The organism is Actinomadura vinacea, assembly GCF_039532545.1.
GTDB classification, from domain to species: Bacteria; Actinomycetota; Actinomycetes; order Streptosporangiales; family Streptosporangiaceae; genus Spirillospora; species Spirillospora vinacea.
In genome coordinates this window covers 361,423-373,751 of the sequence record NZ_BAAARW010000002.1, presented here as the reverse complement: position 1 = coordinate 373,751, position 12,329 = coordinate 361,423, and the positions used below count along the sequence as shown (strand labels likewise).

General features: G+C 71.6%; 13 protein-coding genes. 3 read left to right on the top strand and 10 right to left on the bottom strand.

Going from position 1 to position 12,329, the window contains the following annotated elements:
* Window positions 1-3 precede the first annotated feature (3 nt).
* Window positions 4-1,191: an NAD(P)/FAD-dependent oxidoreductase gene (locus tag ABD340_RS03605; protein ID WP_344586934.1), complete on the bottom strand. Its 1,188-nt coding sequence runs from the start codon at window positions 1,189-1,191 to the stop codon at window positions 4-6.
* A 172-nt stretch (window positions 1,192-1,363) separates the two neighbouring features.
* Here ABD340_RS03605 and ABD340_RS03600 point away from each other — a divergent pair, with 172 nt between their 5' ends.
* A complete protein-coding gene (locus tag ABD340_RS03600) occupies window positions 1,364-1,882 on the top strand; it encodes a PaaI family thioesterase (protein WP_344586933.1) in 519 nt (172 codons plus the stop codon).
* A gap of 48 nt (window positions 1,883-1,930) precedes the next feature.
* Here the strand turns inward: ABD340_RS03600 and ABD340_RS03595 are convergent, their stop codons facing one another.
* From ABD340_RS03595 to ABD340_RS03585, 3 genes are read right to left on the bottom strand one after another with little or no spacing between them, the layout of a single operon-like run.
* Window positions 1,931-3,526, bottom strand: coding sequence for an AMP-dependent synthetase/ligase (locus tag ABD340_RS03595; RefSeq protein WP_344586932.1), 1,596 nt, complete (start codon window positions 3,524-3,526; stop codon window positions 1,931-1,933).
* A gap of 13 nt (window positions 3,527-3,539) precedes the next feature.
* Complete coding sequence (locus tag ABD340_RS03590; protein ID WP_344586931.1) at window positions 3,540-4,466, bottom strand: LysR family transcriptional regulator; 927 nt, start codon at window positions 4,464-4,466, stop codon at window positions 3,540-3,542.
* Window positions 4,467-4,473: 7 nt separating this feature from the next.
* Window positions 4,474-5,391, bottom strand: coding sequence for a LysR family transcriptional regulator (locus ABD340_RS03585; RefSeq protein ID WP_344586930.1), 918 nt, complete (start codon window positions 5,389-5,391; stop codon window positions 4,474-4,476).
* 180 nt (window positions 5,392-5,571) lie between these two features.
* On the opposite strand from ABD340_RS03585, the gene ABD340_RS03580 reads away from it, so the two are divergent.
* The gene (locus tag ABD340_RS03580; RefSeq protein ID WP_344586929.1) at window positions 5,572-6,051 is read left to right on the top strand and encodes a PaaI family thioesterase; all 480 of its coding nucleotides are present in this window, start codon (window positions 5,572-5,574) and stop codon (window positions 6,049-6,051) included.
* A gap of 6 nt (window positions 6,052-6,057) precedes the next feature.
* Here the strand turns inward: ABD340_RS03580 and ABD340_RS03575 are convergent, their stop codons facing one another.
* The 6 genes from ABD340_RS03575 to ABD340_RS03550 are packed head-to-tail and all read right to left on the bottom strand — an operon-like array spanning window position 6,058 to window position 10,930.
* On the bottom strand, window positions 6,058-6,894 hold the full coding sequence (locus tag ABD340_RS03575) for an acyl-ACP desaturase (RefSeq protein ID WP_344586927.1): 837 nt from the start codon (window positions 6,892-6,894) through the stop codon (window positions 6,058-6,060).
* A 20-nt stretch (window positions 6,895-6,914) separates the two neighbouring features.
* Window positions 6,915-7,745, bottom strand: a complete 831-nt coding sequence (locus ABD340_RS03570; protein ID WP_344586926.1) for an SAM-dependent methyltransferase — start codon at window positions 7,743-7,745, stop codon at window positions 6,915-6,917.
* Window positions 7,742-7,996, bottom strand: a complete 255-nt coding sequence (locus ABD340_RS03565) for an acyl carrier protein (protein WP_344586924.1) — start codon at window positions 7,994-7,996, stop codon at window positions 7,742-7,744. Before ABD340_RS03565 ends, ABD340_RS03570 begins: the two co-directional genes overlap by 4 nt.
* Before the next feature lies 1 nt (window position 7,997).
* Window positions 7,998-8,495 (bottom strand): PaaI family thioesterase, encoded by a 498-nt coding sequence (locus ABD340_RS03560; RefSeq protein ID WP_344586923.1) that lies wholly within the window; start codon window positions 8,493-8,495, stop codon window positions 7,998-8,000.
* Window positions 8,495-9,286, bottom strand: coding sequence for a ferritin-like domain-containing protein (locus ABD340_RS03555; protein WP_344586922.1), 792 nt, complete (start codon window positions 9,284-9,286; stop codon window positions 8,495-8,497). Before ABD340_RS03555 ends, ABD340_RS03560 begins: the two co-directional genes overlap by 1 nt.
* A 12-nt stretch (window positions 9,287-9,298) precedes the next feature.
* A complete protein-coding gene (locus ABD340_RS03550) occupies window positions 9,299-10,930 on the bottom strand; it encodes a fatty acyl-AMP ligase (protein WP_344586921.1) in 1,632 nt (543 codons plus the stop codon).
* A gap of 176 nt (window positions 10,931-11,106) precedes the next feature.
* Here ABD340_RS03550 and ABD340_RS03545 point away from each other — a divergent pair, with 176 nt between their 5' ends.
* Window positions 11,107-12,327 carry a cytochrome P450 gene (locus ABD340_RS03545; protein WP_344586920.1) on the top strand — a complete coding sequence of 407 codons (1,221 nt, stop codon included), beginning with the start codon at window positions 11,107-11,109 and terminating at the stop codon, window positions 12,325-12,327.
* Window positions 12,328-12,329: the final 2 nt, after the last annotated feature.

Sequence of the window (12,329 nt, the reverse complement as noted above, 5' to 3'; positions counted from 1 at the left end):
TCGTCACTTCGCGGCCCCGATCATCCGGGCGACGTTCTCCGGGGCGAAGAACCGCTCGCCGGTGATGGCGCCGGCGATGAGGTTGAAGAAGTCGCGGGCGTACTCGGGCTCGCGGCCGAGCGCGTTGAACACCGCCTCCAGCTCGGGCGGCAGCTTCAGCGCGCCGATCGTGGCCGCGAACTTGAACGCCGAGAGCGTGCGCTCGTCGCGCTCCCGCTCGTAGTCGGCCAGCGCCTCGGCCATGGGGCGCTCCCCCGCCAGGCCCTCGTGCAGCCGGTCGGCCAGCAGCTCGGCGTGCACGAACGCGTCGCTGATGCCCTGCCCGGTGATGGGGTCCTTGTGGTAGCCGGCGTCCCCGACCAGTGCCCAGCCGGGACCGTGGGAGCGGCGGTAGTAGTTGTCGGGGTAGCGGATGCCGTGGAAGGGCTCGGTCCGCTCGCCGCCGCCCGCGATCTGCTCGGCGATGTCGGGCACGACGTCCTTGACGACCTGCAGGAAGTTGCCCTCGACGTCGCTCCGGAACTCGTCCCAGCGGCTCAGCGGCTTCATGATCGCGATCAGCGTCCCGCCGTCGCCGGTGGGCCACGCGCCGACCTGCTGGTCCACCCCGATGCGGCTGTGGAAGTGGATGTCCAGGCCGGACCAGTAGGAGTAGTAGACGAACGACTCGGCGGGCAGGCTGCGGTAGATCTCGGCGCCCGCCTGACGGGCTACCAGGGAGCCGCTGCCGTCGGCGCCGATGACCACGCTCGCCCGGTCCCGCGTGCCGTCGGCACCCTGGACGCCCGCGACCCGCCCGTCCTCAACGATCAGTTCGCGCACGGCGTGGCCCTGCCGGACCTCGGCGCCCGCCGCGTCGGCGGCTTCCAGCAGGATCGGGTCGAGCACGGTGCGCCGGGGCGCGTAGGTGACGTCGATGCCGTCCAGCGGGTCGGCGAAGCCCTCGATCAGGGAGTCCCGGTAGGAGATCGTCATCCGCCGCATGGGGGTGACACCGGTGCCCGCGAGGGTGTCGAGCAGGTCCCACTCCTTGAGCTTGCGGAGGCCGTACTGCTGGATGTAGTGCGTGGACACCGTGTCGCTCGGCTGGGTCACCTTGTCGACCAGCAGGACGCGGTGGCCGCGCCGGGCGAGCAGCATGGCCACGGGAGACCCCGCGCACCGCGCGCCGACGACAATTGCGTCATACATTGCTTGACTCCCACGATCGCCGCAATATTCTCGCTTTTTCTTTATAATGAGCGGCGGAGCGGGGTTCAATGACTATCTGCCGTTCCAATCGCGCCATTCACATCGGGGTGATTCCCGTAGTGTGCAGCACCGGTTAACCCGCTGTTCCCGAATGCTGCCGGAGATTATGGGCATGCCCCCAAAGAGTAAGTTCTCAGCGGAGATCCTGCAGGCGCAGGCGGCATTCGCCGGCGGCGCGGCCGACTACGAGCGGATTCGCCTGATGGTCGATTCGGTGGTGCCGTTCAACAACCACGTCGGCGTCCGGGTGACCGAGCTGGCGCACGCGCGGGCGGTGGCCGAGGTCGCCGACAGGCCCGAGATGCGCAACCACCTCGGCACCGTCCACGCCGGCGCGATGTTCCTGGCGGCCGAGGTCGCCTGCGCGGGCGCGTTCTCCGGCGCGGTCGCGCGGCGCTTCGCGCAGGTGCAGAGCTTCGTGCTGCGCGAGAGCAAGGTCAGCTTCCTGCGCCCGGCCTCCGGCCGGATCAGGGCCATCGGCACGGTGGACGAGGCGGTCGTCGAGTCGATCCTCGCCGGGACGGGCGACTCCCGTCACGAGATGACGGGGAAGGCCTTGCTGCACGACGACCAGGACACCCTCGTCGGCAAGGTGGACCTCGACTACGTCTGCTGGATGAAGGGCGCCTGACCGTTCAGGCGCCCTTCGCGCTCAGTCCATACCGGTCAGTCGAGCCGGTCAGTGCAGGTACATGGCTTCGATGTGCGCCGCGTACTCCTTCTCGATGACCGCGCGCCGCAGCCGCAGTGACGGGGTCAACTGGCCGCCCTCGACGGTGAAGTCGCCCTCCAGGACGCGGAACCGCCGGATCGACTCCGCCCGCGAGACCAGCGCGTTGGCGGAGTCGACCGCGGCGGCGATCTCGGTGTCCAGGTCGCTTCCCCGCCACTCGCCGAGCGCCGTCCGGTCGAGCGTCACCAACGCGGTGACGAACGGTCTGCCTTCGCCGACGACCATGCAGTTGGACACCAGCGGGTGCAGCCGCAGCCGGTCCTCCAAGGGCGCCGGGGCGACGTTCTTGCCTCCGCTGGTGACCAGGATCTCCTTGCGCCTGCCGGTGATGCGCAGATAGCCGTCCTGGTCGAGCTCGCCCAGGTCGCCCGTGCGCACCCACTCGTCCGGAGCGCCCCCGGCATGGTCCGGCCAGTAGCCGGGGGAAACCTGGGGACCGCGGACCAGGATCTCACCGTCCTCGGCCACCGCGACCGTCGTGCCGGGCACCGGCCTGCCGACCGAGCCGGGCCGGTTGGCCGACGGGGCGCTCATGGTGACGGTCGAGGTGGTCTCGGTCAGGCCGTACGCGCCGAGAACGGTCAGCCCCGTCCGGGTGAAGAAGTCCAGTGTGGAGGCGTCGAGCGAGGCGCCACCGCAGATCATGTGCGTGAGCCTGCCGCCGAGGAGGCCGCGCACCCACGCTCCGGCCTCGCCGTCCGGCCCCTCCCCGACCCGCGCCCGCGCCGCCTTGCGGATCTTCTCCAGGATGTACGGGACGCCGACCAGGAACGTCGGCCGGAACGACGGCAGCGCGGACAGGAGGGCGTTGGGGCTCCCCACCAGCCCCGTCCTGGTCCCGGCGGCCACGCAGCCGAAGAGCACCACCCGCCCGTACACATGCGCGAGCGGCAGGAACAGCAGCGTGGACGGCCGGTCCCCTCCATCCGTCCCGCGGAAGAGCTCGGGCAGCAGCGCGACCACGTTGCCCGCGGCGGCGAGGATGTTGCGGTGGGTCAGCACGCAGCCCTTGGGCGTTCCGGTGGTGCCGCTGGTGTAGACGATGGTGGCGATGTCGTCGGCGCCGACCTCCGCTCTCCGTTCGTCGACGACGGCGTCGGGCAGGTCCACCCCGATGCCCTCGGCGGGTTCTCCCAGGGTCCACACCCGGACCTCACTCCGGACCGCACCGGCCACGAGCGCACGCTTGTCCGGGACGGTGAAGCAGGCGGCCGGCCGGGCGTCGCGCAGCACGGCGTCGATCTGCTCGGCCGAGGCCGTGGGATAGATCGGCACGGTGATCGCGCCGACGCTGAGCACCGCGAAGTCGGCGACCGCCCACGCCACGCTCGTCGGGCCGAGGACCACCACCCGGTCGCCGCGCCGCACACCTGCCGCGATCAGTTCCTTGGCCTGGGCGCGGACCATCCCGGCGAACCGCCCGCAGGTCACCTCGTCGAGCACCGCCCGGTCGGGGTCGGCGTGCGCCCAGGCGTACGCCATGTCGGTCAACGTGTCGTCGTCGGCGATCTCCACCAGCGCCTCGACCGAGTATTCCCGCACTGTCGGCTCCTGTTCATGAGGGGGCATGGGTTTCCCTGTCGTTCGTCGCCGCTCCGGCCGTGCCCGGGCCTCGGAGGCAGCGCAGGAACACCGCGACGGCCCCGGTGGCCGTCCCGGTCCGCCAGACCGCGTGAACGGGCAGGCTGGGGGTGGGATCGGCCAGCGGCACGGTGACCAGCCCGGCGCGGACGCTCTGGTCCCACCGGGGAGCGGAGGTGAAGCCCACGAGCCCCCGCGCGCGCACCATGACGGCGGTGGCGAGCGGGTCGTTGCTCTCCTCCGCGACGTCGAGCCGCGTCCCGGTCCGCGCGGCGACCGCCTGGATCTCGTCGTACATCGCGGGGCACTGCTCGCGGCCGAACAGCACGCAGGACTGCCCCGCCAGCTCGCGGAAACTCACCCTCCCCCGGCGTGACCAGGGGTGCTCCTCGCCCACCAGGGCCATCAGGTCCACCCGCTGGATCTGCGTCGACCGCCATCCGGGCCGCGACGGCGCGCCGAACACCAGCGCGACGTCCAGCCCGCCGTCGGCCAGGGCGCGCAGTTGCGGCCCGCTCTGCGCGCTCTTCAGATCCACCCGCAGGCCCGGGTGCTCGGCCCTGATGCGCCGCAGCGCACCGAGCAGCACCAGTTGGCCCGCGGCGAAGTTGAAGCCGACGCGGAGCCCGCCGCTGCGGCCCTCGGCGACCGACCGCGCCGTCTCGACGGCGACGTCGGCCAGTTCGAGCACCCGCCTGATCTCGCCGCGGAACGCCTCGCCGGCGGGGGTCAGCCGGACCGGCCGGGACGAACGGGACACCAGCTCAAGGCCGAGATCCCGTTCCAGCCCCTTGATCTGGAGGCTGACCGAGGACTGTGCGACGCCCAGCCGGTCCGCGGCCCTGCTGAAGTTGTGCTCCTCGGCCACGGCGAGGAACGAGGCCATCTGCTGGAACTCCACGGGACCCCTACCTCGCCTGTCCGGTGCTTCCCTGGAGCACGGACATCTCGTCCAGGCAGCCCAGCAGCGCGCGCGTGGGCGACGGGCCCTGCCCCGGGCGCCACACGACGTGCAGGTCCACGGCGGGCGCGGGCGCGGTGAAGGGGACCGCGACCGATCCCAGACCGCCGGCCGCGGCGTGCTCGCCGCGATGGCGGGAGACGAACGCGACGACCGGCTGGGTCGCGACCACCAGGGCGGTGGCGTTGAGATCGTCCACGTGGTGCGCGACGTCGAGCCGGATCCCGCGGCGGTCGGCGGCGGTGAGGATCGCGTCGTACATGGCGGGGTTCTGTTCCCGGGCGAACAGGATGCAGCGCTGCCCGGCCAGGTCGGCGAAGTCGACCCTGGGCAGGCGCGCCCAGGGATGCCCGGCGCCGACCAGGGCCACGATCGGCACCTCCATCATCCGCCGGTGCCGCAGGCCCGCGGCGGTGGGCCTGCCATGGCCGAACACGAGGTCCAGCTCACCGGCCGCGAGGGCGGCCTGCGCCACCCCCGACCGCATCTCCGACAGCTTCACGGTGATCCGCGGATGCCGCTCGTGCATCCGGGCGAGCACCTTGGGCAGGATCATCTGCCAGGCCGAGAAGTTGTAGCCGACCCGGACGGTCCCGTGGCGGCCTGCCGCGGCCTCCCGGGCGGCCTGCGCGGCACCGTCCATCCGCTGGACGATCACGCGGGCGTGGTCGCGGAAGACCTCGCCGGCGGGCGTCAGCCGCACCTCGTGCGACGTCCTTTCGAGCAGGGTCACGCTCAGTTTGCGTTCGAGTCTTTGTAGTTGCTGGCTCAACGAGGGCTGAGTGAGATGGAGCTTGGCGGCGGCTCTGCCGAAATGCAGTTCCTCGGTCAGGGCGAGGAAGGAACGAAGGTGGCGGAACTCCATTACGACCTCCCAGGTCCTCACCAGGCTGGCGCAGCCGCGGGTAACGATGGGGGCGGGCGGGAGCGAATTATCGGTGAAATGAAACTCTCACCGCAATCACGCGATCGGAGTTCCGCATCACCGGTATTCCGCCACGTGGCATTCACCCGGCGTCCATTCGTTCCTGCTCGAATCCGACCCATGAACGCGAACCGGACCGCCGCCCGCATCCACGAACTGCGCACCGTGCTCGACCAGGGGATCCGCGAGGGGCTCGGAGTCGGCGCCTCGCTCGGGATCGACGTGGAGTCCCTTGAGGAGGGGCTCGCGGTGTACGTCCTGGACGCCAACCCGGCCACCATCAACGCCCTGTTCACCGTGCACGGCGGTGTCCTGGCCACGCTGATGGACACCGCCATGGGCAGCGCCGTGTTCACCACCCTCGAAGACGGCGTCGGGTACACGACCCTGGAACTGAAGGTGAACTTCACCCGGGCGGTCGCCCTGGGCCTGGACCGCGTCGCCGGCGGCTTCGTCCCCGACCCGGAGACCGACCGGCTGACCTGCGTGGCCCGGACCGTGCACGTGGGGCGCCGCACGGCGACGGCCGAGGCCCGGATCACCGACCCCAAGGACAGGCTGATCGCGCACGGCTCGTGCACCTGCATGATCCTCCGTTGATCCGCGTCAGCGGGCGAGGGCGCCGCACTCGCCGATGAACCCGGTCAGCTCGGTCAGACGGTCGGACTTGGCGTCCACGGCCCGGTCGATCACCTTGATCAGGTGCTCGTAGGCGCCGGTGTGGTCGTAGCTCGCCACGTCGGCGATCTTCAGCGCCCAGCGCCAGTAGCCGCGCATGGTGTCCGCGAGCGGCATGCGGAACGCCGCGATCACGTCCCGGATCGGCTCGACGGCCGCGTCCCCCTGCGCGCGCAGGTACCGGCCCACCATGTCGGCCATGAACGTGAAATGGCGGGCCTCGTCCCTGGCGAGCCGGGTCAGCACGGCTCCGAGCACCGGGTCGCCGGAGACCTCGCGCAGGTGCTGGTAGTAGATCTGGGTCGCCTTCTCCTGGACGAGGGCGTAAGCGAAGAACTGCACCGGGTGCTCGTAGGGCAGGTCGAACCGCTTCCGCCCCTCCGCCGCCAGCTCGCCCCGGAGCAGGTCACGGTTTGCCATGCCGCTCGCCCGCTGGTAACGGGCGAGCGCGCGGGCGTGCGTGTCCTCCTCCGCCGCCCAGCGGACGGTGAAGTGGTACAGCTCCCTGTTGTGCTCGAACTCGGCCGGGTCGACGGTGTCGTCGACGGGGAAGCTGCGGTGGTAGACGTCGAAGTAGCCGGGCAGATGGTCTTCGATGATGGTGACGAACTGGACCGCGGAGCGCTGCCCCTCGGTCAGCCGGCCCGCGTCCGCCGCCGTCCAGTCGAAGGCGGTCTCCACGTCCCAGGCGCGGGCCGCGGACGTGGCGGCCATGAAGCCGTCCACGGCCTCGGCGACGTCGGCGGGATCGAGCAGCTGCTGCACGGGTTTCTCTCCGATCGGGGTCAGCGGGAGTTGCGGCAGGTCAGGGCGTAGTGCTTGGTGGTGTAGCCCCAGCCCGCGTTGGCGATCTCCAGGTAGTGCCGCAGCCGGCCGGCCAGCCCCGGGCCGAGGGCGTCGAGCTCGGCGGCCGCGGCGTCCACGTTCGCCAGCCAGTCGTCGATCGTGCGGCGGTAGTGGTCGGTGAGGTCGTCCACCGCGACGATCGTGAACCCGGCGCCCTCCGCGGCGGCGACCAGCTCCGACAGCGGGCGCATGTCGCCCCAGCCGAAGATCTCCTCACGGACGAAACCGGTCCCGGCGCGCCGGTCGAACGCCGCGTGCGCGGCCGCGCTCCGGAAGCAGCTCTCCGACACGTACAGCGTGCCCTTGCGGCGCAGGACGGCGCGGGCCTTGCCGAACACCGCGTCCAGGTCGGGCATGTGCACGATCGACCCGAGCATGGTGACCGCGTCGAACGACCGCTCGGGCAGGTCGAGGTCCTCGAAATGCCCGACCCGGGTGCTCACCAGGTCACCGACCCCGAGCTCGGCGGAGCGGCCGGCGATGTAGTCGTGCTGGCGCGCGGCCGGGCTCACCCCGAGCGAGGCGCAGCCGTACTCGCGGGCCATGAACAGGATCAGCGCGCCCCAGCCGCAGCCCACGTCGAGCAGCCGCTCGCCGCCGTCCAGGCCGAGCCGTCCGGCCACGAACCGCAGCTTGTGCTCCTGCGCCTCGGCCAGGGAGTCGCCGTCGTCGAGATACAGCGCCGAGCTGTACTTGCGCAGCGGGTCCAGGAACCGGCCGAAGATCTCGGGGTCGAGGTCGTAGTGCTGGTTGGTCTCCGCGACGGTCACGCCGGCTCCCGCAGGGACTTGTCGACCACGAGGGCGACGTCGCGGACGGTGGCGACGCTGAACACGTCCTCGTCCTCCAGCTCGATGTCGTAGGCGCGCTCGATCTTGGCGATCATGCGGAGCACCTTCACCGAGTCGACGCCCGCGACGCCCCGCAGGTCGAGGTCGGGTCCGAGGTCGGCGACGGGCAGGCCGGTCTCGGCCGCGGCGATGTCGGTGATCGTCTGGATCAGCTCGTCGAGGGTGTGCATTTCAGGCTCCGTTCGCGGTGAGTGCTTGAGTGAGGAGGGCGACCTCGTCGTCGCCGAGCGTGAGCTGGTCGCGCACGTCCTGCAGGGTGAACGGCTGGTAGGTGGCGGTGGCCGTGGCGCACATGTCGCCCTCGGCGTCCACCACCTCCGCCGAGGCGTGGATCAGCGGCGCCTCGGGCCCGTCGTGCAGCCGGGCGACGCACACGTAGTCGCGGTCGACCAGCAGCGGCGCGACGAACCTCGTGCGGAGGGAGACGGTGAAGGCGGTGCGGCGGCGGTCGAGGACGATCAGGTTGCCCATGGTCTCGTCGCAGATCACGCCGACGAGCCCGCCGTGCACCACACCCGGATAGGACTCGAATCCCCGGTCGAGCCGGAACCGTGCCTGGACGCCCTCCGGGTTCGGGGTGAAGGTGAGGCCCAGCCCGGCGGGGTTGTGCGGGGAGCAGCCGAAGCAGCGGTAGTCGGGCAGCACCGACCACGGCACCTTGATGCCCATCAGGCGGCCAGCGCCTCGGCGAGCGCCCGGCGGACCTTGCCGTTGGTGCTCAGGTCGAGTCCGGTCATGCCGCCGAACGTGCGCCGGACCTTGCCGTGCAGCGTGTCCAGCTCCCCTTCGGCCGCGACCTTCTCCAGGAACAGCTCGAAGCCGGTGTCGATCGTCTCGTGCTCGCCGAGCTCGGTGATGCCCGACTTGAAGGTGCTCACCGGGTGCTTGATCTTCGCCTCGGAGCTGTATACGTACAGCGTCTCCAGGACCGAGGGCAGCTCCTCGGGCCGCACCGCGAGCCGCTGCGTCGCGTAGTGGATGAACTCGCGCGCGTGCGCGGCCTCGTCGCGGCTGGCGTTCAGCAGCAGCGTCCTGAGCACGGGCTCGGTCACCCAGCCGGAGACCGCGCGGTACACGTGGTTCACGGTCAGCTCGGAGATGATGTTGGTGGCGAGGGTGGCCGACGGCGTCGTCCCGGGCGCGTACGGGTCCAGCATCAAGGCCACCGCGCGGTCGTCGACGGCCTCGCCGACGGCGGCCAGCCACGCGCGGAACGCGTAGTGGTGCTGGACCTCCTGCTGGCCCCACACCACGGCGAACGTGGAGAAGTCGTAGTCGTCGGCGAACTCGCGGAGGAAACCGTGCACCGCGGCGATGACGTTGGACTCCCCCATCGTCGCGCTCTTGGCGAGGGTCACGTACTCCGGGCGCACCTGGTCGCGGTCGATCGTGTCGAGTTCGAGGTCGCCGAGCTTCCAGTGCTGGCGTTCGTAGTGGCGGAAGACGTCGAAGCTGTGCACCGAGACTCCTAATCAGGGAACTGGGACGAGCAGGTCGCGGGCGGCGAGGCGCCGGACCTTGCCGCTGCTGGTGCGCGGAATGGAACGCGGCGGCACCAGGTGGACGGTGACCGCGGCCAGGCCGAGCTCGGTGCCGATCCGCGCGGCCAGCCCGGCCCGCAGGGCATCGGCCTCGGCGCCGGTCAGCGTGGACTCGGCGATGACGAGCATGGACTCCGAGCCGTCCGGCGCGGCCACCGCCACGCACCGCCGGCGGAAGACGCCGGGGACCTCGCGGGCGACGGCCTCGACGTCCTGCGGGTAGACGTTCGCCCCCCGGACGATGATCATTTCCTTGCGGCGGCCGGTGACGAAGACCTCGTCCCCGCGCCGGTAGCCCAGATCCCCGGTGCGCAGCCAGCCGTCCGCGAAGTCGTCGGCCGTCGGCGCGGGCAGGTAGCCGGGTGTGACGGGCGCGCCCTGGATGAGGATCTCCCCCACCTCGCCGTCCGGCCGGTCCGTCCCGGTGTCGGGGTCCGTGATCCGCAGCCGGACGCCCGCGACCGGCCGGCCCACTCCGGCGATCGCGCGGGCGCCGGCGGCGTCCCTCGCGACGGGTACGGCCAGGCCCGTGGCGGTGAGTTCGGCGCGGTCCACCCACTCGAACAGCGGCGCGCGGCCCAGCGGGGGGAACGTGACCGCGAGCGTGGCCTCGGCCATGCCGTAGACGCCGAACATGGCCTCCGGGGCGAACCCGGCGGGCGCGAACCGGTCGAGGAAGGACTGGACGGAGCCGTGCGAGATGGGCTCGGCGCCGTTGAAGGAGATCCGCCAGTGCCGCAGGTCGAGCTCGGCGGCCTCGTCGGGCAAGACGGCGCCCAGGAGCTGGTCGTACCCGAAGTTGGGCATCGCGCTGATGGTCGCCCCGCTCGCGGCGAACTCGCGCAGCCACCGGGCGGGATTCTTGACGAACGACAGCGGCGACCAGATGTGCGCGGGGATGCCCGCGAACACCGCCGAGAGCGTCCCGAACAGGCCCATGTCGTGGAAGAGCGGCAGCCAGAAGCCGCCTCCGTCGCCCGGCCCGAGGCCGATGCCCTCGCTGATGGCGGTCAGCCCGCTCATCACGTTGCGGTGGGTGAGGCGCACGCCCTTGGGACGCGCGGTGCTCCCCGAGGTGAACTGGACGATCGCCAGGTCGTCGGGCCCGACGGCGGGCAGCGCCGCGCTCCCGGCGTCGTCGGGCCGCGCCGAGGTCTCGATCGCCTCGACCCCCGGGAGCAGGCCGGCGAACGTGTCGGCGGCCCCGAAACGGTGCGACACGATGACCCGGCGCATACCCGCCGCCTCGGCGATGGCGGCCAGCCGGTCGTGCCCGCCCGCCCCCATCGGCAGCGGCATCGGGGCGGCCGCGCCTCCGGCGGCGAGCACCGCGAACAGGCCGACCAGGAACTCCGGCGCGTTGGGGCAGAGGATGCCCACCGGCTCGCCCCGCCCCACCCCGCGCGCGGCGAGGGCGCCGGCCATCGACCGCGCGTCGCGGTCCAGCTCCCGGTAGGTGATGGTCTCCGACTCCGTCCAGAACCGCGCGGACACCGCGGCGTGCGCCGCGGCGACCTCCCGCAGCCGGGCGGGCAGCGTCTCACCATTCCATGCGGAATCCATGCCTTCGACCCCAGCAGCCATGCGTGGCCCCGAAATGAATGACCAGTAAATAAAGGCCGCGATCGGGGATCTTGCAATTGCGTGATAGGCAACGCTCATTCCACATTGCCCGCCGCGGGCGCCGCCCCCGATTATTGCCGGACGACGACACGCCCACCGAAATTCGGAGCGGTGAAATGAATCCGGATGTTCAGCAGGCCGTCATCGACAGCGTCGACCCGCGCTGCCGGCACGACCCGTACCGTGCCTACCGGGTGCTGCGCGACGAGGGCGCCTTCGTGCCCGGGCCGCTCGGCGCCCGGCTGGTGCCGCGCTACACCGAGGCGGCGGCGATCATGCAGGACCCGCGATGGAGCCACGCCGAGGAAAGGGAGCTGCTGCACGCCGAGAGCGACGTCGAGCTGCCCGCCTCGTTCCTGTGGATGGAGCCTCCGGACCACACCCGGCTGCGCGGCCTGGTCAGCAAGGCCTTCACCGCGCGCACCATCGAGGGCATGCGCGGCCGGGCGGAGCGGCTGGTCGCGGACCTGATGGACAAGATCCTCGCCGCGGGCGAGGTGGACCTGCTGGAGGCGCTGGCCTACCCGCTGCCGCTGACCATGGTGTGCGAGCTGCTCGGCGTGCCCGCCGACGCGCACGAGGCCATCCGCTCGATGTCGGGCGGCATCGCGCGGGGCCTGGACCCGGACGCGCTGCTGTCGCCCGAGGAGCTGGCGGCGCGCACCCGGTCGGTGCACGAGTTCACCGGGTTCTTCGGCGACCTGGTCGAGCAGCGGCGGGCACGGCCCCAGGACGACCTGATCACCGCGCTGGTCCAGGCCGAGGCCGCCGGGGTCCGGATGACGACCACCGAGCTGCTCGGCACCCTGCTCATCCTGGTCGTGGCCGGCCACGAGACCACCGTGAACCTCATCGGCAACGGGGTGCTCGCGCTGATCCGCGACCCCGGCCAGTTCGACCTGCTGCGCGCCGAGCCCGGCCTCGCCGCGGCCGCCGCCGACGAGATCCTCCGGTACGACGCCCCCGTCCACCTCACGACCCGTACGGCACGGGAGGAACTGACGGTGTCCGGCCAGGAGTTCGCCCCGGGCGACAGCGTCATCGTGCTCCTCGCCTCCGCCAACCGGGACCCCGAGGCGTTCCCCGGCGCGGACCGGCTCGACCTGACCCGTTACGCGAGCGGCCGCCAGGACGCGAAGACGAAGCGGCACCTCTCGTTCGGCCTCGGCCTGCACTACTGCCTCGGTGCTCCGCTGGCACGGCTGGAGATGGAGGTGGCCATGCGCGCCATCGCCGAGCGGGTCTCCGCGATCACCCTGCTGAACGACCCGCCCCCCTACCGGCCGAACCTGGTCGTGCGCGGCATGTCAGAACTGCACGTCCGGGTCGAAGGCTGACC

What these genes read in the sequence shown, in the direction of transcription:
- ABD340_RS03565 (WP_344586924.1), bottom strand. Translation starts at nt 7,996, where the DNA reads ATGCACACCCTCGACGAGCTGATCCAGACGATCACCGACATCGCCGCG.
- ABD340_RS03600 (WP_344586933.1), top strand. Translation starts at nt 1,364, where the DNA reads ATGCCCCCAAAGAGTAAGTTCTCAGCGGAGATCCTGCAGGCGCAGGCG.
- ABD340_RS03605 (WP_344586934.1), bottom strand. Translation starts at nt 1,191, where the DNA reads ATGTATGACGCAATTGTCGTCGGCGCGCGGTGCGCGGGGTCTCCCGTG.
- ABD340_RS03545 (WP_344586920.1), top strand. Translation starts at nt 11,107, where the DNA reads ATGAATCCGGATGTTCAGCAGGCCGTCATCGACAGCGTCGACCCGCGC.
- ABD340_RS03560 (WP_344586923.1), bottom strand. Translation starts at nt 8,495, where the DNA reads ATGGGCATCAAGGTGCCGTGGTCGGTGCTGCCCGACTACCGCTGCTTC.
- ABD340_RS03550 (WP_344586921.1), bottom strand. Translation starts at nt 10,930, where the DNA reads ATGGATTCCGCATGGAATGGTGAGACGCTGCCCGCCCGGCTGCGGGAG.
- ABD340_RS03585 (WP_344586930.1), bottom strand. Translation starts at nt 5,391, where the DNA reads ATGGAGTTCCGCCACCTTCGTTCCTTCCTCGCCCTGACCGAGGAACTG.
- ABD340_RS03580 (WP_344586929.1), top strand. Translation starts at nt 5,572, where the DNA reads ATGAACGCGAACCGGACCGCCGCCCGCATCCACGAACTGCGCACCGTG.